1 rRNA gene is annotated in these 385 nt (G+C 53.8%); it reads right to left on the minus strand.

Annotated elements, in window-relative coordinates:
• Window positions 1–222 (minus strand): 16S ribosomal RNA (locus MKK52_RS00005); the annotation flags it as partial.
• Between the last annotated feature and the right edge of the window lie 163 nt (window positions 223–385).

Raw genomic sequence — 385 nt, forward strand, 5'->3', positions numbered from 1 at the left:
ACTAGCTAATCAGACGCGGGCCGATCTTCCGGCAGTAAACCTTTCCCCAAAAGGGCGTATCCGGTATTAGCTCAAGTTTCCCTGAGTTATTCCGAACCAGAAGGCACGTTCCCACGCGTTACTCACCCGTCCGCCGCTGACACCCGAAAGTGCCCGCTCGACTTGCATGTGTTAAGCCTGCCGCCAGCGTTCGCTCTGAGCCAGGATCAAACTCTCACGTTAAAGAGAATGATCTCAGCTGATCACGTATAAATCTCAGACGGAGCCTCACATCGAACGCAATCGCTTCACAGCGAAAGGTCCGGTGAGCTCAAAAGGAGATCCAACAGATCAGCGTCTCGTCTCTCACGATCCAGCAAAAGCCAGATCCGCAAGGACAGTCGAG

It is taken from the genome of Methylobacterium sp. J-067, from assembly GCF_022829465.1.
Lineage (GTDB): Bacteria > Pseudomonadota > Alphaproteobacteria > Rhizobiales > Beijerinckiaceae > Methylobacterium > Methylobacterium litchii.